We start from the raw sequence: 19477 nt of genomic DNA on the forward strand, positions 1-19477 counted from the left end.
CAGTTATTTATTTGTTTGGCCAAGCTCAATCCCAAGCTCAGCTCCTAGAATTCCAATTTCGGCTCGATGGCCAAGTTTTCGTATAGATCTATCAACAATTGTTCGTCCGGGCTGACTCGCCAGGCAGTGCCTAGTTCGAGTTCTGCGGTCGCAATTTGGTTTTGATAGCCAATACGGATAGGCGTCGTGCCATCCTTGTACGGTAAAAGTATTCGTTTTAATTTGTTCATCACTGCCTCTGCTTGTTGCTCTGAAGCGACATCTAACTTTATGTTTCGAACAAATTTTTCTCGTGCTACCGTCAATGACATCACATCACGCGCAGTCATTGTATTGCCGTCACTAAAATTATCAAAGCTGACCTGTCCGGAAACGACGACAATTTGACCATTTTGCAACAAATCACTGAACATATCGAACTGTTCAGGGAATAATCGAAAATCCAGTCGGCCACTTTTATCGTCAATCGTAACCAATGCCCACTTGCGACCCTTCTTGTTTACCAACACTCTCATGTCAATAATAAGACCGCATACTGTGATACTCTGATCACGACGGGTTGGCTCGACTTCGGACAATTTTATCTTGGTGTAATGACGAAGCTCTTTGCGATAAGCATTTATTGGGTGGCCGGTTAAAAACAACCCTAACGTGTCTTTTTCGCCTTGTAACCAAGTGGCATCTGGCCACGGTGCAGCTTGTTTAAATTGTGGTTTTACTTCTTCATGCGCGGTATCAAAAAGACCAAACATGTCATTCTGACCGACATCAGCATTTTTGGCATGTTGTGTCGCGGCTTTCATGGCGTCTTCGAGACTCGCCATAATCACACTTCGATTTTCTTGGCTATGTGGCTCTGGGCCAAGTTGATCAAGGGCGCCAGATAACACTAACTTTTCCATCACGCGCTTGTTAATACGTTTTACGTCAACGCGAGCACAAAAATCAAAGAGGTCTTTAAACACACCGCCTTCTTGACGTGCCTCTAAAATCGCTTCAACTGGGCCTTCGCCTACCCCTTTAATCGCACCAATACCATAAACGATGTGACCTTCGTCATTAACGGTAAACTTATATTCGCCGGAATTCACATTTGGTGGCTCGATGACCAGCTTCATTCGCTCGCACTCGTCTACTAACGTGACGATTTTGTCGGTATTGTCCATATCCGCAGACATTACCGCGGCCATAAACTCTGATGGATAGTGGCACTTCATCCATAAGGTTTGGTAAGAAACCAACGCATAAGCAGCCGAGTGAGATTTGTTAAATCCATAACCAGCGAACTTTTCTACGAGGTCGAATATCTTCATCGCCAATTCTGGATCGATGTTGTTATTCTTAGCACCTTCAGCGAAGGTACCCCGCTGTTTTTCCATCTCTTCGGGCTTTTTCTTACCCATCGCACGACGAAGTAAGTCAGCGCCCCCTAACGAGTAGCCTGCCATTTCCTGGGCAATCTGCATTACCTGCTCTTGATACAGAATAATGCCGTAGGTCGGTTCTAAGATTTCTTTTAAACACTCGTGTTGATATTCATGGTCCGGATAAGCGACTTCCTCTCGACCGTGCTTACGCTCGATAAAGTTATCAACCATCCCTGAATCAAGTGGACCCGGACGGAACAAAGCAACCAATGCGATGATGTCTTCAAAACAGTCTGGCTGAAGCTTTTTGATCAGGTTTTTCATCCCTGACGATTCGAGCTGGAATACTGCGGTCGTTTCGGCGTTCATCAACATTCGGAAACTAGCCGCATCATCAACAGGTATTGCCGCTATGTCTATGTAGTCGTCTTTGTTGTCAATTCGACTATTGGCCATATCGATGGCCCACTGCAATATAGTAAGTGTTCGCAAACCCAAGAAGTCAAACTTTACAAGCCCTGCTGTTTCAACGTCGTTTTTATCGAACTGAGTGACTGGGTTTTTACCTTCGTCATCACAATACAAAGGTGCAAAGTCTGTGATTTTGGTTGGCGCGATTACAACACCACCTGCGTGTTTACCTGCACCACGAGTAACGCCCTCTAATTTGCGCGCCATATCAATCAGCTCTTTGGCGTCGTCGTCTTGCTGGTAAATTTGTTCGAGTTGTGGCTCTGCCTTCCAGGCTTTTTCTAATGTGATACCCGGGTCACCCGGTATTAGTTTAGAAATACGGTCAACAAAACCAAATGGCAAGCCCATAACGCGACCAACCGATTGAATTACGGCTTTTGCCGCTAATGTTCCAAACGTAATGATCTGAGATACCGCATCACGACCGTATAATTCTGCTACGTGGTCAATAACTTCGTCTCGACGGTCCATACAAAAGTCGACATCAAAGTCCGGCATGGATACACGTTCTGGGTTCAAGAATCGCTCAAAGAGCAAGGCAAACTCTAACGGGTCTAAGTCAGTAATTTTTAATGCGTATGCCACCAATGAACCGGCACCAGAACCACGACCCGGACCAACGGGGATGTTGTGATCCTTACTCCACTGAATAAACTCAGCAACGATCAGGAAGTAACCAGGGAATCCCATTTGGTTGATAACTTTAAGTTCGACGTCGAGTCGTTCATCGTATTCTTTGCGCTTTTCGTTGCGCACCTCAGGATCTGGAAATAAAAACTCTAGACGCTCTTCCAAGCCCTCTTCCGATACTTTAACTAAGTAGTCAGCTTCGCTCATACCGTCTGTTGGACACTCAGGTAAGAAGTAAGTGCCAAGTTGCACTGTAACATTACAGCGTTTAGCTATTTCAACTGAGTTTTGAAGGGCAGATGGGATATCAGCAAACAGCTCACACATCTCTTGTTCTGAACGCAAGTACTGTTCGCGGCTGTAATCTTTAGGGCGGTTTTTATCGTCTATAGTGCGCTTTTGGTTGATACAAACTCTAACTTCGTGAGCTTCAAAGTCATCTGCTGATAGGAATACAACTTCGTTTGTTGCCACAACGGGTATTTGATGTTGCTCTGCAAGCTCGACCGCTTGTTCAATGTACATGCCTTCTGATGCACGACCGGTACGAGTTAACTCGATATAAAAGTGATCAACAAAATGCTCTTGATAAAAAGAAAGGACCTCGTCAATGAGCTTTTGATTGTGTTTGCTCATGGCGTAGGCTAAATCGCCAGCAAAACTGCCTGATAAAATAATGACGCCTTCTTTGTGCTCAGCCAGCCACTCTTTATCAATGGCCATTTTACCTTTAATAGAACCACGTAAATAAGCTTTTGAAATCAACGTGGTAATATTTTTGTAGCCGTCATTATTTTTGGCGATTAAAGTCAGTCGAAACAAAGGCTCATCATCAGCCCGGTGTAGCCATACATCTACGCCTATAATAGGCTTGATACCTGCGCCATGACAGCCTTCATAAAACTTAACGAGACCACAAAGGTTCATCTGATCGGTCAATGCCAGTGCTGGCATTTGTTGCTCACCGGCTTGCTTGAGAATGGCCTTTACTTTAGCTAGGCCATCCATCATAGAAAAATCGCTGTGAACTCTCAGGTGAACAAATTTGGGATCTGACATAAATCTAAAAACTTTTACTCGTCTGTAACTTAACCAAGGCCTAGTGCTTTTTGCACAGGCTTAAAACTTTTTCTATGGTGCGGTGTCGGGCCATATTTAGCAAGCATTTCAAAATGTAATTTTGTTGGATAACCCTTATGCTTCGCAAACCCGTATTCTGGATGGATTTTGTCTAGTTCAGCCATTTCATTGTCGCGTTCGACTTTAGCCAAAATTGACGCTGCGCTAATTTCCGCGACTAAACCATCGCCTTTAATCACGGCATTACCTGGCATAGGCAAACTCGGAACTCGATTGCCATCAATTAACACGTGTTGTGGCTGTACCGCCAATCTAGCGACGGCGCGCTGCATTGCTAACATGGTGGCGTGTAAAATATTAAGCTCATCAATTTCGCTCGGATCCGCTCGACCAATTGACCAAGCTAAGGCTTTTTCTTTAATTTCTTCGGCTAACGCGTTGCGCTTTTTCTCGGACAGCTTTTTTGAATCATTTAAGCCTTCGATCGGATTATTCGGATCTAGTATCACCGCCGCAGTAACGACGTCACCTACAAGTGGGCCACGCCCTACTTCATCGACACCAGCGATAAGTTCGACACTTGGTCGGACAAAGTTTGTTTCGTTAAAAATCATAACTCTTCACTTGTTATTTAGTATTACTCGTCGAGTTCAGCTCAATCATTGGCCAAATGGCAGCAGCCGCACGCTTGCTTGCATCGCGTTTAATTTCTTTATGAATATCAATAAATCGCTGCTTCATTTCAGTATCCTCAGTCTCTAACATCGGCCTGATGTGTGCGAGCATATTGTCAACGCTGGCGTCATCTTGGATTAGCTCTTCAACCACTTTTTCGCCGGCTAATAGATTCGGCAAGGTGAAGAATTTGGTTTTCATCATTCGAGAAAACACTTGATAGCTCAACCAACTGAGTTTGTATGCCGCTACCATCGGTGTTTTCATTAGCATTGCTTCTAATGTTGCAGTACCAGAGGCGATCAGTAGTGCATCCGCAGCTCCCATTACGTCTCTTGCATTACCAATTGAAACCGTGATGGTCAACTCTGGGAAATGCTCTGCGATTTGTGACTCAATTTGATTTTTACGAAGCTCATTAACCGTTGGTAACAAAAGGACTAAATCTTTATTTTCAGACTGTAACTGCGCCGCTACTTGCAAAAAAGGCAGTAGTAAAAACTTAAGCTCTGAACCACGGCTACCCGGTAATACACCTAATACTTTAGCGCCGGCATTTATGTTTAACCTTTCTCTGCACTGAAGTTGTTGGTCTTCTACTGGAATTTGATCGGCCAGAGTATGACCAACAAAGTCACAGGGCATGTCGTGTTGGTCATAAAACGCTTTTTCAAATGGCAGCAGTGCCAATACTTTGTCACAAGCGCGTTTAATTTTTTTAATACGAGACTGACGCCAAGCCCAAACTGACGGGCTCACATAATGAACTGTTTTAATTCCTTGTTCTTTAAGCATCAGCTCTAAACCAAGATTAAACTCAGGCGCATCAATCCCAATAACCACATCAGGTTGCCACTCAATAAGATCGGCAGCGAGTTGCTTTCTGCGTTTTAATAACGGTCTTAAATGTTTGAGGATCTCAAGCAAGCCCATGATGGCCAGTTCTTCCATATCGAAGTAACTATGACAACCTAGCTTTTGCATTTTAGGCCCCGCGACACCGCGAAACTCGAGATGTAGTTCTGGAGATGTTTGATTGGCAAGATCAATAAGCGCCGACATTAAGTCAGCGCCTAAAAGATCACCGGAATGCTCTCCGGCGATAATGCCTATTTTTAATTTCGACATAATTTGGGATTTATAAGGCGTTTTACCTAATGATACCCCTAGATGAGTTTTTAATAAATGACGCAAAATCATTTACACAAGGCTCAGAGGTATCTAACTCTTCTAACGCTTCATTTACAGTAAGTCCTTTGCGGTACATGATGCGATATGCCTTTTTAATTGCACTTACTTGTTCTGAGCTAAAACCGCGACGCTTTAAACCTTCGCTATTTAGACCTTTAGGCTCTGCACCATTTCCAGATGCCAATAGGTATGGAGGAACATCTTTTACCACTATGCTGTTCAAGCCAATAAAAGCATGAGCACCAATGTGAACAAACTGATGCACGCCAACCATGCCACCTAAGATAGCCCAATCACCAACATGAACGTGACCGGCAACACTTGCGTTATTAGCAAAAATGACGTTGTCACCGATTACACAATCATGAGCAACGTGAGTGTAAGCCATAAACAAGTTATTGCTGCCAATCTTAGTAAGGCTCTCATCCTGAATCGTGCCGCGATGAATTGTCACGTTTTCGCGGACAATATTGTTATCGCCCATTTCTAAACGGGTCGGTTCACCATCGTACTTTTTATCTTGGCAATCTTCACCAATTGATGAAAACTGAAAAAATTCATTATTTTTGCCAATTTTTGAAGGCCCTTTAACGACAACATGAGAATGGATAACAGTGTTATCACCAATCTCTACGTTGTCGCCAATTACCGAATAAGGGCCAACTGAGACGTTTTCACCTAACTTTGCTGAATCAGAAATAATTGCGGTTTCGTGTATCAAATCAAGATCTCTTTTTATTACTAGACGTCAGAAACGTATTATAGGACTCGGCGCGCGCACATGATGTCTGCACTTGCGGCCAACTTACCATCCACTAGAGCTTCGCCTGAGAACTTCCAAATTCCACGGCGCTCTTTCACGAATTTAACGTGAAAATGCATTGTATCGCCGGGCGTTACAGGCTGTTTAAATCGAGCATTATCAATTGCTGCAAATAAATATAGTTCATTTGGATCAACTTCACCGTTTTGCGCTTCGATGGTCTTAAAGCCAAGTAAGCCTGTTGCTTGAGCCATGGCTTCTAAGATTAACACACCTGGAAAAACAGGTTTGCCCGGGAAGTGACCGGTAAAAATAGGTTCGTTGATCGTTACGTTTTTTATAGCATGAAGGGTTTCGCCCACTTTGTAATCGATGACGCGGTCCACTAACAACATCGGATACCTATGTGGTAGGTACGACATGATTTCTTCAATTTCAAAAGAATTTAATTGCTCAGACAAAATGTGTCTCCTTACAAAGCTGCAATAAGAATTACGGCTGACGTTTTTCTAACTCTTTCACTCGGCCAAATAATTCATCAAGTTTTCTATAGCGGGCTGTATTTTTGCGCCACTCTTTATTTGTTGTTGCAGGCATTCCTGAAGAATATACATCAGGCTCCTTAATGTCTTTCATTACAAACGCACGACCAGTGATGTAGGCCCGATCACATATCGAAATATGGCCCACAATAGAACAACCGCCGCCAATGGTTACATTTTTGCCTATCACAGTACTACCAGCTATCGCTGTGCATCCTGCGATGACGGTAAAGTCACCAATCTCGACGTTGTGAGCTATCTGCACTTGGTTATCTATGATAACACGGTCACCAATAGAGGTGTCATTAATTGCACCTCTATCAATCGTTGTCGAAGCACCAATCTCTACGTAATCGCCAATGGTGACACCACCAATTTGAGGTATTTTCAACCAATGCTGATTGCCGTCTTTGTTTAACGGCGCATAACCAAATCCATCGGCCCCGATCACAGTGTTGGCTTGGACGAGACACTCTCGTCCCATTTTTACATCGTGGTAAATTGAGACATTAGGCCACAAACGTGTACCTGCGCCGACAATTGTACCTCGACCGATAAAACAACCTGCTCCGATCTGTGCGCCACGACCAATTATTGCCCCCGCTTCTACGACAACATTGGGGCCAATAGCGACATCGTCTTCAATCGTCGCATCGCGATGAATCTCAGCACTAGGATGAATTTCTTTGGTTTGGATAGGTGTTGTATCGAGTTTTTGTGCAACTAAAGCAAAACCTGCGTAAGGATTATCCAATATGATCGCATTACCTGACCACTCAGACTGAACAGCAGAAGACAAAATCACACATCCTGCTTGGCATTGCTCAAGGTGTTTTTTGTATTTAGGATTGGCTAAAAAAGTAATGTCTGTAGCAACAGCGTCATCAATCGTAGATAACTTTGACACTATATAGTCAGGATCGCCTTGTACTTTAACCTCAAGTCCCGAACCTTCAGCAACCCAATCGGCTAACGCTTGAATTGTTTGACTCATTTAATTATCTCCAGACAAACAAAAAACCCACTTTAGAGACTAAAGTGGGTTTCCAAATTAGTTAAGCGATATTTTACTTAATTTTACTCGCCTTTTCGACTACTTGCGCAGAAATGTCTTTTTCTGGCGTTACAAATGCAACTGATTGCGCTTGTAGAACAACGTCAATTTTTTGCTCTGCAGCAACTTGATCAACCGCTTGTTTAACGATTGCCATGATTTTGTTGCGCTCTTCAGCTTGACGACGACGGATGTTTTCTTGTAGCGGCTGAGCCTTAGCTTGGAATTGCTTTTGCATTTCTTCAATGTCAGCACGTAGCTTGTCTTGTTGCTCTTGGCTCATTGTCATTGATTCACGCTGAAACTTTTCCATGTTGAATTGAATGTCGCTTTTTAGCTTTTCAACTTCTTCAGCCGCACCAGCAAACTCTTGTTGCAACTGTTGTTGCATCGTTGCCATTTGTGGAAGCTGTGCAACCACTTTTTGAACGTCTACTACTGCAATCGACTCAGCCCATGCTGAAACCGAAAATAAGATGCCCGTTGTTAAGGCTAAGATTTTTTTTGCTAGTGTCATTTTATACTCCAAAATTTAAGAACTATTGTCCTAGAATGTAGTTCCGATATTAAAACTAAATACTTCATGTTCATCACCCTCAAACTCTCTTAGAGGACGTGACCAAGTAAATACCAGTGGTCCCATAGGTGATAACCACTGCAATGAAACGCCAGTCGATACACGATAACGACCTGGGTCCGAATAATCAACAAGCTTCGCCTGTTCTGTTTCACTTAATCCAGCATAACTGTCCAGATTAAATTCCGTATCCCATACGTTACCAAAGTCTACAAATACTGAAGTACGTACCGAGTTAGCAAAGTCCTCTTTCAAGAACGGCGTTGGGGTAATCAGTTCTAATCCACCAAATACCGACGCGTTACCACCCGTAGAACGGAAAGTCGTTGTTAATGTATCGTTTTCTGGGCCAATGTAAATATTTTCTACGCCACCAAACTCGTTTGGACCACCTGTAATTGAACTCGGAGTACGAATTACCCCACGAGGGCCAATCGTGTTACTGTCAAAACCACGTAGGTCGTTAGAGCGCTGCTGGAAGTTTTCCCAGAATGGTAAAATTTGATCATTGCCGTTTAGTGAACCAAAGCCATTACCGTAGTTCGCTTCAAAGCGAGCTAATACTGTCCACTGATGGTCACGAGACAACGGGAAATAAAACTTCGAGTCAAAGGTCATCTTAAAGTATTCAACGTCTGAACCTGGCGTTGTTACTTTAACGCCGTAATATTGGCTTGAGCCATCTGACGGGAATACACCACGGTTTAAGGTATTACGAGTCCAACCTAAATTAGCTTCGTAGTTTCTGAACTTAAACTTGGCATCTGGATCGCTTGGATCGATAAATGGTTCGGTGAAAACTTTAATCTGGTCGTAACTTTGCAGTGACGAAACTTCTAAGTTTTTAAATGCAAACCCAACACTTACACGGTTATTTTCCATAACTGGCCAGCTTAGAGTTGGACCAACAGATACCGTCTTACGAGAGTAAGTTACCAAGTTTACTTTAGACGCATCATAATTACTGTAAGCAATCTGACCACCCAGTGAAACACCATCTTCTGTAAAATAGTTATCCATGTAGTTAAGAGCGATCGTCTGCTGTGCTTTCCACGTGTTCAGTGAAATACCAACAGAGTTACCAGTACCTAGGAAGTTATCTTGCTGAATAGATGCATTAAATGCCAGACCTGTGTAGTCACCATAAGAAACACCCGCCTGGAAAGATCCAGAGGCTTGCTCTTTAATGTTGAATACAACATCGACTTGGTCATCTTCGCCTGGAATTTCTTGTACTGAGTAGTCTACAGATTCAATGTACTTTTGACGTTGTAGTAAAGTCTTGGACAACTCGAGTAGGTTGTTCGACAGAGTCGAGCCTTCAAATTGGCGCATCTCACGACGCAACACTTCATCAGAAGTCGCAAAGTTACCAGTGAACTTAATACGGCGAACGTAAACGCGTTTGCCTGGTTCAACATTAAGGGTCAACTCAACTTCTTTGGTTTCGTCGTTCAACTTAGGGAAAGTCGTTACCTTTGCATTGGCATAACCAAAGCGGCCTAAGTATTTAGTGATCATTTCTTCGGTGTAGGTAACGACTGAACCGTTGTAAGTTTCATTAATTTGAATTGGAATGATCTTCTTAATGAAGTCACCTTGACCTAACAGGTCACCAATCAATTCAAAGCTTTTAACTTTGTACGGTTCGCCTTCAGTCACGTTAAACGTAACGTATACTGACTCTTTGTCTGGAGCCACAGAAACTTGAGTTGAATCGATATTAAACTTCAAGTACCCGTAATCAAGGTAGTAATCCTTGATTGTTTCCATATCGCCTTGTAATGCTTGTTTTTGGTAACGGTCATTGTCCATGAACTGCCACCAAGCAAGGTTTTGCTTACTTTCGATAATCGATAATAAGGTTTCGTCGTCAAAGACTTCATTACCAATCAAGTTGATTTGGCGAATAGAGGCTGCGTCACCTTCGTTAAATTCAAATAAGATTTTTACGCGGTTACGCGGAAGGTAAGTCACTTTTGCTTCGACAGACGCATTGTATTTACCAACACTGTGGTAAAACTCAATGATAGAGTTTTCGACACTCGTCAAAATGGCTTTATCAAGAGACTCACCAACGCGAATGTTGCTGTCTTCAAGACTTTGCATCAACTGCTCGTCTTTTAAGTCGCTGTTACCGTCTAACTCAATTTCACTGATGGTTGGTCGCTCAACCACTTTGAAGACAATTACATTGTCATCACGAAATACTTCAATATCAGCAAACAAGCCTGACGAATATAATCGCTTAATTGATTGGCCAACATAATACTCTGAGATTTGGTCACCGACATTAAACGGGACGTGAGTTAAAGCAGCACCAAGTGCGACTCTTTGTAACCCTTCAACTCGTATGTCTTCAATGACAAATTTGTCGTCATTAGCATTTGAGTACAAACTTGTACTTACTAAAATCAGACCGGCTAAAATTCGTTTCATTATTATTTTAATTCCAATACAACTACTGCAGAAGGTTACAGCGCACTATAACCGAGCAAAATCATTAAACAAGGCGATTCCCATAATCATCATCAACGCCATTGCGCCAAACCGGAACCCCATTTCCTGCACCCTTTCAGAGACAGGCTTGCCTCGAATAAGTTCAATAATAAAATACATTAAATGACCTCCATCGAGCACAGGAAGCGGTAATAAGTTAATTACCCCTAAATTAACGCTGATGAGTGCCATAAAACTAATAAAGTAGACAAACCCAGATTGAGCGCTGACACCAGCGCCTTGAGCGATCGCGATTGGCCCACTTAAATTATCTAAGCCAATGCTGCCCGTAATGAATTTACCAATCATACTAAAGGTTAATTCAATCAGTTCCCACGTTTTGACGAAAGAACCAAAAACTGCAGGCAAAATATCATATTGGTTGGTAAATACATAGCCCTTTGGCCAAGGTTCTGATTGCGGAGCAATACCAACATACCCTCGAGAAAAGCCATCTTCCGTTGGCCTATTGTCGGGCTTTAATTCAAATCCGATGATTTCGTTGCCTCGCTGCACTTCTAGTGACAGCGTTTGGTTTGCTGAATTCGTGAAGATATCAACGGCGTCTTGCCATTCGGTGATAAGTTTTCCGTTGATGGTAACGATTTTATCTCCGGCCTGAACGCCAGCTTTTCCAGCAGGTGCAGACTCATCTACAAACGCAACGTTAAGCGTTGCATTTGGTCTAAACGGCTCAATACCTAGTCCTGACAATAAGTCACCGTCTTCTAACTGCCACCCCTTGCTGTCAATAAATATATTGTGAGTTCGACCTTCTCGCTCTACAACAAGGTGTAATTGTTCATCACCGACAGCGGCGGCAAGTGCATAGGTTACCTCTTGCCAACTGATAACTTTTTGCTCATTAATTTGAAGGATTTCATCACGCAGTTGCAATCCGCCTTTCTGCGCAATTGAGTTGGCAGTAATGTTACCTACGACGGGTTTGAGTGCCGGAGTTCCGTGTAACAACACAACAAACACTAATAAAATAGCAAATACAAAATTAGCCATAGGTCCTGCGGCCACTATAGCAATGCGTTGCCATACCGACTTTTTGTCGAACGCTAAATGTTGCTCAGACTCTAAAACTTGATCGACACGGCCGTCCAACATCCGTACATAACCGCCTAACGGGATCATCCCAATAACGTATTCGGTTCCATCCTTGCCATGCCATGAATAAATCGGCTTGCCAAAACCCACTGCAAATCGGATTACCTTAACCCCATTTCGTTTTGCCACCCAAAAATGTCCATATTCATGAACAAAAACAAGAATTCCAAGGGCGACTATAAAGCCAACGATTGAGGTTAATACGTCCATTTTTAAATTCCCTGAGTTATAACCTGTTTAGCAAACTGTCTTGCTTGGGCATCGAGCTCTAAAATATCGCTCAAGCTATTAGGCTTAGAATTGACATGAGCATTAAGAACACGTTCGTTTAACTGAGCAATATCTATAAATCGAATTTCACCTTGCAAAAACGCCTCTACTGCCACTTCATTACTGGCATTAAGTGCAGTAGTTGCACCCTGGCCTGATTTTGAGGCTTCTAACGCTAAAGCTAAGTTAGGAAAGCGATTAAAGTCCGGTTTAACAAAGGTAAAGTCAGCAAGCTGAGAAAAGTCTAAAGGTTCGACGCCCGACTCTATTCGGGCCGGATACGACAAGGTATGGGCGATTGGCGTACGCATGTCTGGTTGACCCATTTGCGCCAGGACGCTGCCGTCGTTATAACTCACCATCGAATGGATAATACTTTGTGGATGGATAATGACTTCCATTTGCTCAAACGATGCATTGAACAACAAGCGCGCCTCAATAAACTCTAGGCCTTTGTTCATCATTGTTGCCGAATCTACTGAAATCTTGGCGCCCATGTCCCAATTAGGATGCGCTACCGCCATTGCCGGAGTAATTTCGCCAAATTCTTCAAGCGGTTTGGTTAAAAAAGGCCCGCCTGAACCGGTTAACAAAATCTTACGAACTCCAGAGGTCGAAAGCGTAGCCCCCTGCTGAACTTCTGGAGGCATACTTTGAAAGATGGCGTTGTGTTCGCTATCCACTGGTAATAGTGTTGCTCCGTTATTTGACACAGCGTCCAAGAACAAGTCGCCGCTCATAACTAGAGCTTCTTTGTTTGCTAAACAGATCCTTTTACCCGCATTGGCCGCCGCTATCGTTGGCAACAAACCTGCCCCGCCTACAATTGCCGCCATAACAATATCAACACTAGAGTGCGACGCGACATCAACTAAGCTATCGACGCCAGCAGTGACTTCTGTCGCTATGCCGTTTTTTTCAATTTGTTGCTGTAACAACTTGGCAGCATCAGCATTGGCCATCACCGCCACTTTAGGTTGGTAGGTTTGACAGATTTCTAACATACCAGCGACATTAGTGTTGCCGGTTACTGCAAATAATTCGAACTGGCCAGGATGACGTGAGATGACGTCAAGAGTGGACAGGCCAATAGAACCTGTCGCACCTAAAATTGTGACTTGTTTACTCATGGGAACTACAGGTAGAAATGACTGAAGAAAACCAAAAACACTGGCATTGCTGCCGTTAAAGAGTCAATTCGGTCTAACAAACCGCCGTGACCAGGTAAAATATTACCACTGTCCTTCATCCCTGCATCGCGCTTAAGCATACTTTCGCTTAGGTCGCCAAAAGCAGAAATGACCCCGATCACAACACAACAACTTGCGAGTAATAACCAATTTTCAAAGGCAATTTCTTGACTCCACAGCATCCAAAGTGTCAACAAGATAACCGCAACAATACCACCAATTAAGCCTTCGATAGTTTTACCAGGGCTCACATTAGGCATTAACTTATGGCTACCAAATTTACGACCAGCAAAGTAAGCGCCGATATCCGCCGCCCAAACAATACTAAACACAAATAAAGCCAACCATGCGCCTTCATTCTTATCGATTAGGTAGTGCCACTCTCGTATCGTCAATAAAGCCAACCAAGCAGGAACCAAGGTTAAATAGCCAAAAATTGCTTTGACTAACGGTTGGTGCTGCCACACGCGATTACCACGAGGATATATCAATACTAAGATAGAACTAATGGTCCACCAAACGCAGGCCAAGACCATTATCCAGTAATTTTTATCGGTGAGATTACCGGCAAGTGTCCACAACTCAAATTCTAAGAACACAGCATAAATAGCCGCACCTGTGATCACTGTACCTACTGCGTACGCCAACTGATATTTAAACTGTTTGATTTCGGCCAGCTTGCTCCATTCAAATGCGCCATAGCCAAACACAGCTAACGCAGCCCAAGCAAACCAATCAAAAGGCATAGTGAATAATGCCGACAATAAAATTGCACCTAGTATCAGTGCTGTGATTACGCGTTGTTTTAACAAACTAAATTCCTATTATTTTAACTTCCGGACTTGATTTGTTCGCCCGTTAATCCGAATCTTCGCTCGGTTCCTGCAAAAGCCTCAACGGCTTGGGCAAATCGATGTGCATCGAACTCTGGCCAGAATATTGGCGTAAAGTGTAATTCAGCATATGCGAGTTGCCATAATAAAAAGTTACTTACTCGGTACTCTCCGCCCGTACGGATCAATAAATCCAAGTCGGGTTGCCCAAACAAACTCGTTTGGGTATCGAAGCGCTCCTCGTTAATATCATCGATATCTAACTCACCAGATTTGACCTGTTGAGCCAATTGCTTAGCGGACTGAACAATGTCCCATCGACCGCCATAATTTGCTGCAACATTCAAAACAAGTCCGGTATTAGCCATCGTTAATTCGTGAGCGGCATTAACTTTTTCTTGGATCTTGTCAGAAAAGCCAGACAGATCACCAATGATATTCAAACGCACGTTGTTTTTATGCAGTGTTTTGACTTCTTTGGTCAACACTAACATAAATAATTCCATTAGCCCTGACACTTCATCTTCTGGGCGTTTCCAGTTTTCACTAGAAAACGCAAACAATGTCAGCGATTTTATTCCAACCTTACGAGCAAAACGGACCGATTCACGAACCGCATCTACGCCTTTTTTATGCCCATAAACTCGTGGCATTCCTTTTTGTTGTGCCCAGCGCCCATTGCCATCCATAATGATCCCAACGTGTTGTGGAATCGATTCTGAATAATGCTCTAAGACTTGGTCTACAACGTCAACTTTCGCCATTTTCACAACCTACTTGATAATAAAAACGCCGCGAAGCTAGACTACAACGGCGTTTTTATACTACTTGCTAGTTATTGGATTAAATTTCCATTAACTCTTTTTCTTTTAACGCTAACATCGCGTCGATGTCTTTCATCTTTGCGTCTGTTAGTTTTTGGATTTCGTCTTCTGCTTGACGAGCTTCGTCTTCAGAAATTTCTTTTTCTTTCAGAAGCGCTTTGATGTCACCATTAGCGTCGCGACGAATGTTGCGAACAGCAATACGGCCGCCTTCAACTTCACCTTTAACAACTTTAACAAGATCTTTACGACGCTCTTCTGTTAGTGGTGGAAGTGGGATGCGAATTACCGTACCTGCTGACATAGGGTTTAAACCTAGGTCAGATGTTAGAATCGCTTTTTCAACTGCTTGAGTAAGAGACTTGTCAAATACTGTTAACGCAAGTGTACGGCTATCTTCAATTGATACGTTTGCAACTTGGTTAAGTGGCGTATCTGCACCGTAGTAAGAAACTTGGATACCATCTAATAAGCTCGGGTGGGCACGGCCTGTACGAATCTTGTTTAATTGATTCTGAAGAGCTTCGATGCTCTTGTCCATGCGTGCATCAGCATCTTTGTGGATTTCATTTAACACAGTAAATTTCCTTCGCAGTTATTCTGATTATTTATCTAATTTGGTTACAATTGTGCCTTCTTCTTCGCCCATGATGACACGTTTTAATGCGCCTGGCTTGTTCATATTGAAAACACAAATTGGGATATTGTGGTCTCGAGCGAGTGTAAACGCCGCTAAGTCCATAACTTTTAATTCTTTTTCGATTACTTCTTGGTAATCTAATTCACGGTATAAAGTCGCTTCTGGATTTTTAACCGGGTCAGCTGAATATACACCATCAACCTTTGTTGCTTTTAATACTACATCGGCTTCAATTTCAATGCCACGCAAACAAGCAGCAGAGTCAGTCGTAAAAAACGGGTTACCTGTACCGGCGCTAAAAATCACAACACGACCACTCTTCAATAGACTGATACCCTCAGCCCATGAGTAGTCATCACACACACCTTTTAGTGGAATTGCTGACATCAAACGAGCGTTTACATGAGCTCGGTGAAGCGCGTCACGCATTGCCAAACCATTCATTACGGTCGCTAACATACCCATGTGATCGCCAACTACGCGATTCATGCCCGCTTCAGCTAGAGGTGCACCGCGGAAAATATTACCACCACCTAAAACAACACCAACTTGAATGTCGTGTTCAACCAGCTCTTTAATTTCTTGAGCCATGCGATCCAAAACTTTCGGATCGATACCGAAGCCCTCTTCTCCAACGAGTGCCTCACCGCTAAGTTTCAACAATATTCTTCTAAAAACTGGCTTTGTGGTCATTCCGGCTCCTGGTATTTGATTAGATTAGAGGTGCAAATTGCGGCGTATTCTATGTCAAAATCACAGGATTTACAAAACAAAAAAACCGTAACAGGTCGCCCCATTACGGTTTTTTGTAGCGTTAAAAACGGCGTTAATTACGCTTTTTTAGCCGCTTCGATTTGCGCCGCAACTTCTGCTGCGAAATCTTCTTCTTTCTTCTCGATACCTTCGCCAACTTCTAAGCGAATGAATGTAGAAACAGAAGCGCCTTTTTCTTTAAGCATTTCGCCAACAGATTTCTTAGGCTCCATGATGAACGCTTGACCAGTAAGAGAGATCTCACCAGTGAACTTCTTCATACGACCAGAAACCATTTTCTCAGCGATTTCTTGAGGCTTACCTTCGTTCATCGCGATTTCAACTTGGATCGCTTTTTCTTTTTCTACAACTTCAGCTGGAACGTCTTCAGGGTTAACGAACTCAGGCTTAGAAGCAGCAACGTGCATTGCAACGTGCTTAAGTGTTTCAGCGTCGCCAGAACCAGCAACAACAACACCAATTTTCTCACCGTGACGGTAAGAAGCAAGCTCAGCACCGTCAACGTATGCTAAACGACGAACGTTGATGTTCTCACCGATTTTAGCAACTAGTTGTACACGGTCTTCTTCGAACTTAGCTTGTAAGTCTTCGATAGTTGTTTTTGCTTCAGCAGCCGCTTTTGCAACTTTAGTAGCAAAACCTAAGAAGTTTTCGTCTTTAGCAACGAAGTCAGTTTGACAGTTAACTTCAACTAACGCAGCAAAACCTTCACCGTTTTCGATGATGATTGTACCTTCAGCGGCAACGTTACCGGCTTTCTTAGCAGCTTTTGCTTGGCCGTTTTTACGCATGTTTTCGATCGCTAGATCGATGTCACCGTTAGTTTCTGTTAGGGCTTTTTTACAATCCATCATGCCCGCGCCAGTGCGTTCACGAAGTTCTTTAACTAATGCAGCAGTTACTGCCATGGTCTTGTCCTCTATTCTGCGGTTCCCGCTCATACAAGTGAGCGAAAACTTATATAATTTGGATTAGGGGCCATAATTATGACCCCTAGAAATTGATGTAAGGTTAAATCGTTATGAACGATTTATTACAACAATTAAGCTTCAGCTTCTACAAAATCTTCAGCTTGCGCTTCGATGTTGTTAGCACGACCTTCTTTAACGGCCGCAGCAACAGAGTTAGTGTAAAGCTGAATTGCACGGATAGCATCGTCGTTACCAGGAACAACGAAATCGATGTTGTCTGGGTTAGAGTTTGTATCAACAACTGCAACTACAGGAATACCTAAGTTGTTAGCTTCAGCAATAGCAATGTGCTCGTTATCTGCGTCGATGATGAAAATCGCGTCAGGTAAACCGCCCATGTTTTTGATACCGCCAAGGCTCTTTTCAAGCTTTTCCATTTCACGAGTACGCATTAAAGCTTCTTTTTTAGTAAGCTTTTCAAAAGTACCGTCTTCAGCTTGTGCTTCCAAATCTTTAAGACGCTTGATTGATTGACGAACTGTTTTCCAGTTAGTCAACATACCACCTAACCAGCGGTGGTTTACGTAGAATTGGTCACAAGCGATCGCAGCTTCTTTGATCGACTCGCTCGCCGCACGCTTTGTACCAACGAATAAAATCTTACCTTTACGCGCAGAAACAGACTTGATGAAATCAAGCGCTTCGTTGAACATAGGTACAGTGTTTTCTAAGTTGATGATATGAACTTTGTTACGTGCACCGAAAATGAAAGGCTTCATTTTAGGGTTCCAGTAACGAGTTTGGTGACCAAAGTGTACGCCAGCTTGTAGCATGTCACGCATAGATACGTTTGCCATTTTATAATCCTCTATTGGGGTTAGGCCTCCATATATCCCATTCTACCGACCAAGCCTAAGCTCAGCACCCCGGAGAACGTGTCGATATATGTGTGTTATTTAATTAAATGTTTAGTTGCTCACCGAATAAAATCGATGGCGTTCTCATTCTTTCAAAAATCAATTAAGCAAAAACTTAAAAAACCTTTGTAAAAATAAGGCGCGCTTTATACCATATAAGCACTATTAAACACAACTGATCGAGCAAAAAATCGTTCATTTTTTGATAAGATCCCTGTCTTAACAAACTGTGTTGTGAAACCGAGAGAATTGTGAGGGTTATATGGGTGCGGTAATTAAAACGCCAGAGCAGATAGAAAAAATGAGAGTAGCAGGTCGTTTGGCGGCTGAGGTTTTAGAAATGATTGAACCTCATGTTAAACCTGGTGTTACTACAAATGAACTGAATACTCTTTGCCACAACTACATCGTCGATGTTCAAGGTTGTGTCCCTGCGCCTTTGAATTATGGCCACCCACCGTTTCCAAAATCTATTTGTACTTCAGTTAACCACGTGATTTGTCATGGCATTCCGGATGATAAACCATTAAAAGAAGGTGACTGCGTTAATATCGATGTGACCGTTATCAAAGACGGTTTTCACGGTGATACCTCAAAAATGTTTTTCGTAGGTAAACCAACGATCATGGCAGAGCGTTTAGCTCGTGTAACGCAAGAATGTTTGTATAAAGCAATCGAGTTGGTTAAGCCAGGCTGTCGTTTGGGTGATATCGGCGCGGTCATTCAAAAGCACGCCGAGTCACACTCTTATTCAGTCGTCCGTGACTTTTGTGGTCATGGTATTGGCGAGGGTTTTCACGAAGAACCTCAGGTAGTTCACTATGGTCGCCCAGGCACTGGCGAAGAACTGAAAGCAGGGATGTGTTTCACTATCGAGCCTATGATTAACGCAGGTACGCACAAACTAAAAGTATTACCAGACCAGTGGACTGCGGTTACGAAGGACCGCAAATTATCAGCCCAATGGGAGCACACGCTGCTCGTAACGGAAGATGGTGTTGAAGTGTTAACACTGAGAAATGACGAAGACTTTCCTCGAACTATTTCTCACTAATCTAAAAAAGAGCGATCCTTATCGCTCTTTTTTTATTCCTCAAAATCTGTTACTTAATACTTAGGTTTAGAATAATTACTCAAGGCCAACTATATT

Annotated in this window: 17 protein-coding genes; 1 reads left to right on the forward strand and 16 read right to left on the reverse strand. The window is 43.0% G+C overall.

Annotated elements, in window-relative coordinates:
* Positions 1–44: 44 nt before the first annotated feature.
* The 16 genes from dnaE to rpsB form a co-directional block, all read right to left on the reverse strand.
* Positions 45–3530: a DNA polymerase III subunit alpha gene (dnaE, locus tag J1N51_RS04820; protein ID WP_208832840.1), complete on the reverse strand. Its 3486-nt coding sequence runs from the start codon at positions 3528–3530 to the stop codon at positions 45–47.
* Between the two features lie 29 nt (positions 3531–3559).
* Positions 3560–4165, reverse strand: a complete 606-nt coding sequence (gene rnhB, locus J1N51_RS04825) for a ribonuclease HII (RefSeq protein ID WP_208832841.1) — start codon at positions 4163–4165, stop codon at positions 3560–3562.
* A gap of 13 nt (positions 4166–4178) precedes the next feature.
* Positions 4179–5354 carry a lipid-A-disaccharide synthase gene (gene lpxB / locus J1N51_RS04830; protein ID WP_208832842.1) on the reverse strand — a complete coding sequence of 392 codons (1176 nt, stop codon included), beginning with the start codon at positions 5352–5354 and terminating at the stop codon, positions 4179–4181.
* Between the two features lie 22 nt (positions 5355–5376).
* Positions 5377–6138, reverse strand: coding sequence for an acyl-ACP--UDP-N-acetylglucosamine O-acyltransferase (lpxA, locus tag J1N51_RS04835; protein ID WP_208832843.1), 762 nt, complete (start codon positions 6136–6138; stop codon positions 5377–5379).
* A gap of 38 nt (positions 6139–6176) precedes the next feature.
* Entirely contained in the window at positions 6177–6641 is a 465-nt protein-coding gene (fabZ, locus tag J1N51_RS04840) for a 3-hydroxyacyl-ACP dehydratase FabZ (protein ID WP_208832844.1), read from the reverse strand.
* A 31-nt stretch (positions 6642–6672) separates the two neighbouring features.
* Entirely contained in the window at positions 6673–7716 is a 1044-nt protein-coding gene (gene lpxD, locus J1N51_RS04845; protein WP_208832845.1) for a UDP-3-O-(3-hydroxymyristoyl)glucosamine N-acyltransferase, read from the reverse strand.
* Positions 7717–7789: 73 nt separating this feature from the next.
* The gene (locus tag J1N51_RS04850; RefSeq protein ID WP_208832846.1) at positions 7790–8293 is read right to left on the reverse strand and encodes an OmpH family outer membrane protein; all 504 of its coding nucleotides are present in this window, start codon (positions 8291–8293) and stop codon (positions 7790–7792) included.
* A gap of 30 nt (positions 8294–8323) precedes the next feature.
* Positions 8324–10798 (reverse strand): outer membrane protein assembly factor BamA, encoded by a 2475-nt coding sequence (bamA, locus tag J1N51_RS04855; RefSeq protein WP_208833325.1) that lies wholly within the window; start codon positions 10796–10798, stop codon positions 8324–8326.
* Between the two features lie 39 nt (positions 10799–10837).
* The gene (gene rseP, locus J1N51_RS04860; protein ID WP_208832847.1) at positions 10838–12178 is read right to left on the reverse strand and encodes a sigma E protease regulator RseP; all 1341 of its coding nucleotides are present in this window, start codon (positions 12176–12178) and stop codon (positions 10838–10840) included.
* A gap of 2 nt (positions 12179–12180) precedes the next feature.
* Positions 12181–13368 (reverse strand): 1-deoxy-D-xylulose-5-phosphate reductoisomerase, encoded by a 1188-nt coding sequence (ispC, locus tag J1N51_RS04865; protein WP_208832848.1) that lies wholly within the window; start codon positions 13366–13368, stop codon positions 12181–12183.
* Between the two features lie 5 nt (positions 13369–13373).
* Positions 13374–14240, reverse strand: a complete 867-nt coding sequence (locus J1N51_RS04870) for a phosphatidate cytidylyltransferase (protein WP_208832849.1) — start codon at positions 14238–14240, stop codon at positions 13374–13376.
* Positions 14241–14257: 17 nt separating this feature from the next.
* Positions 14258–15025 carry an isoprenyl transferase gene (locus tag J1N51_RS04875; protein WP_208832850.1) on the reverse strand — a complete coding sequence of 256 codons (768 nt, stop codon included), beginning with the start codon at positions 15023–15025 and terminating at the stop codon, positions 14258–14260.
* 79 nt (positions 15026–15104) lie between these two features.
* Positions 15105–15662, reverse strand: coding sequence for a ribosome recycling factor (gene frr, locus J1N51_RS04880; RefSeq protein WP_208832851.1), 558 nt, complete (start codon positions 15660–15662; stop codon positions 15105–15107).
* Positions 15663–15689: 27 nt separating this feature from the next.
* A complete protein-coding gene (pyrH, locus tag J1N51_RS04885) occupies positions 15690–16418 on the reverse strand; it encodes a UMP kinase (protein WP_208832852.1) in 729 nt (242 codons plus the stop codon).
* Positions 16419–16555: 137 nt separating this feature from the next.
* The gene (tsf, locus tag J1N51_RS04890; RefSeq protein ID WP_208832853.1) at positions 16556–17407 is read right to left on the reverse strand and encodes a translation elongation factor Ts; all 852 of its coding nucleotides are present in this window, start codon (positions 17405–17407) and stop codon (positions 16556–16558) included.
* A gap of 134 nt (positions 17408–17541) precedes the next feature.
* Entirely contained in the window at positions 17542–18267 is a 726-nt protein-coding gene (rpsB, locus tag J1N51_RS04895) for a 30S ribosomal protein S2 (protein WP_208832854.1), read from the reverse strand.
* 322 nt (positions 18268–18589) lie between these two features.
* On the opposite strand from rpsB, the gene map reads away from it, so the two are divergent.
* The gene (map, locus tag J1N51_RS04900; protein WP_208832855.1) at positions 18590–19381 is read left to right on the forward strand and encodes a type I methionyl aminopeptidase; all 792 of its coding nucleotides are present in this window, start codon (positions 18590–18592) and stop codon (positions 19379–19381) included.
* Positions 19382–19477: the final 96 nt, after the last annotated feature.

Origin of the sequence: Psychrosphaera ytuae (assembly GCF_017638545.1) — a bacterium.
Classification (GTDB): Bacteria; Pseudomonadota; Gammaproteobacteria; order Enterobacterales; family Alteromonadaceae; genus Psychrosphaera; species Psychrosphaera ytuae.

Coding starts and splice junctions, on each gene's coding strand:
- dnaE (WP_208832840.1), bottom strand. CDS start 3,530: ATGTCAGATCCCAAATTTGTTCACCTGAGAGTTCACAGCGATTTTTCT.
- rnhB (WP_208832841.1), bottom strand. CDS start 4,165: ATGATTTTTAACGAAACAAACTTTGTCCGACCAAGTGTCGAACTTATC.
- lpxB (WP_208832842.1), bottom strand. CDS start 5,354: ATGTCGAAATTAAAAATAGGCATTATCGCCGGAGAGCATTCCGGTGAT.
- lpxD (WP_208832845.1), bottom strand. CDS start 7,716: ATGAGTCAAACAATTCAAGCGTTAGCCGATTGGGTTGCTGAAGGTTCG.
- J1N51_RS04850 (WP_208832846.1), bottom strand. CDS start 8,293: ATGACACTAGCAAAAAAAATCTTAGCCTTAACAACGGGCATCTTATTT.
- rseP (WP_208832847.1), bottom strand. CDS start 12,178: ATGGACGTATTAACCTCAATCGTTGGCTTTATAGTCGCCCTTGGAATT.
- ispC (WP_208832848.1), bottom strand. CDS start 13,368: ATGAGTAAACAAGTCACAATTTTAGGTGCGACAGGTTCTATTGGCCTG.
- J1N51_RS04875 (WP_208832850.1), bottom strand. CDS start 15,025: ATGGCGAAAGTTGACGTTGTAGACCAAGTCTTAGAGCATTATTCAGAA.
- pyrH (WP_208832852.1), bottom strand. CDS start 16,418: ATGACCACAAAGCCAGTTTTTAGAAGAATATTGTTGAAACTTAGCGGT.
- tsf (WP_208832853.1), bottom strand. CDS start 17,407: ATGGCAGTAACTGCTGCATTAGTTAAAGAACTTCGTGAACGCACTGGC.
- rpsB (WP_208832854.1), bottom strand. CDS start 18,267: ATGGCAAACGTATCTATGCGTGACATGCTACAAGCTGGCGTACACTTT.
- map (WP_208832855.1), top strand. CDS start 18,590: ATGGGTGCGGTAATTAAAACGCCAGAGCAGATAGAAAAAATGAGAGTA.